2 protein-coding genes are annotated in these 1,026 nt (G+C 59.6%); both read right to left on the minus strand.

What is annotated here, in order from left to right; translation table 11 throughout:
• Positions 1–352, minus strand: a 352-nt coding sequence (locus QX070_RS32995) for a cupin domain-containing protein (protein WP_409999191.1), incomplete at its 3' end; no start/stop codon positions are given.
• A 245-nt stretch (positions 353–597) separates the two neighbouring features.
• The coding region (locus QX070_RS33000; RefSeq protein WP_315741310.1) for a helix-turn-helix transcriptional regulator at positions 598–1,026 on the minus strand (429 nt) is incomplete at its 5' end.

The raw sequence follows: 1,026 nt of genomic DNA on the forward strand, positions 1-1,026 counted from the left end.
GCGTCGTCAATGTCTGCTCCAACGCCCTCGCGCTTATTCGAAGAATGAGCTGCTCATAACCTGGCTCGAACACAATCCTGTTGGGTTCGCCAGGCGCAACTATGCAGGACTGCCGCTCGGTTATCGCGATCGCCGTGCGATTCAGAATGGTCAAAGCGCTGCCTTTGAGGCCAATTTGCAGGCGCGCGAAGTCGCTCTCCGGGAACTTGACGACCGCCCTCGCCCCGCCATATGCACAAAAGCCCAGGCCGATATTCGTAAGCTGAAGGTAGTTGCCCACCCCCAGGAAGCCATCTGCCTTGGTGACTGCGAAGCCAGTTGCCCCGTACACCGTACGCAACGCGTGCTCCATCGCCTCCGGATCGTCTGTACGAATGACGGGAGCGCGGCTCAGGAGGCTTACGGATCGGTCCAAGTTCATCGAAGGATGGTATCTCAGGTTTGACCGGACTCAAACCTGGGAAAAACCCGGTCAGCGGCGAGGTGCCGCAGCTCCCTTCATCGCCGATATAGCTTGAGGTTCCAGTTTCTGAGCGACCTTTGCTGCTGCCCCAGCGCTCTTGGGAATGGTCCTGGCCGACGCTTCTATCAGGCGAGCTAGGCGGCGCGCCGCCCGCGCGACAGAGTTTCGGATGGAAGCTCACCGAACATGTCGCGATAGTCTCTTGCGAAGTGTCCGAGATTTCCGAAGCCGCAATTGAAGGCGACTGCAGAGACGGAGGTGCGCTGATCTGGCCCCGAGAGCATCTGTTTTGCCTGTCGCAATCGCACCGTTTTTGCAAACGCCGTCGGCGAGTATCCGCGGCTCTTCTTAAACGCAGCAGAGAGCGCGCGGATGCTGACGCCTGTCTGCGATGCCAGCTCCTCGATCGTGATGGCGCGCCCCCAAGAGGCCTCGATATACTCTTCGGTCAGCCGAACGATCTGCGGCGCGACGTCCTTTTCGGCCCTCTCCAACAGCTCGCTGAAATTGTGGCGGTGAGCCGACAGGAAGGAAACGATGAGAGCCTGCTCCAGTTCGACGAG

It is taken from the genome of Bradyrhizobium sp. SZCCHNR1093 (assembly GCF_032381175.1).
In the GTDB taxonomy this organism is placed as follows: domain Bacteria; phylum Pseudomonadota; class Alphaproteobacteria; order Rhizobiales; family Xanthobacteraceae; genus Bradyrhizobium.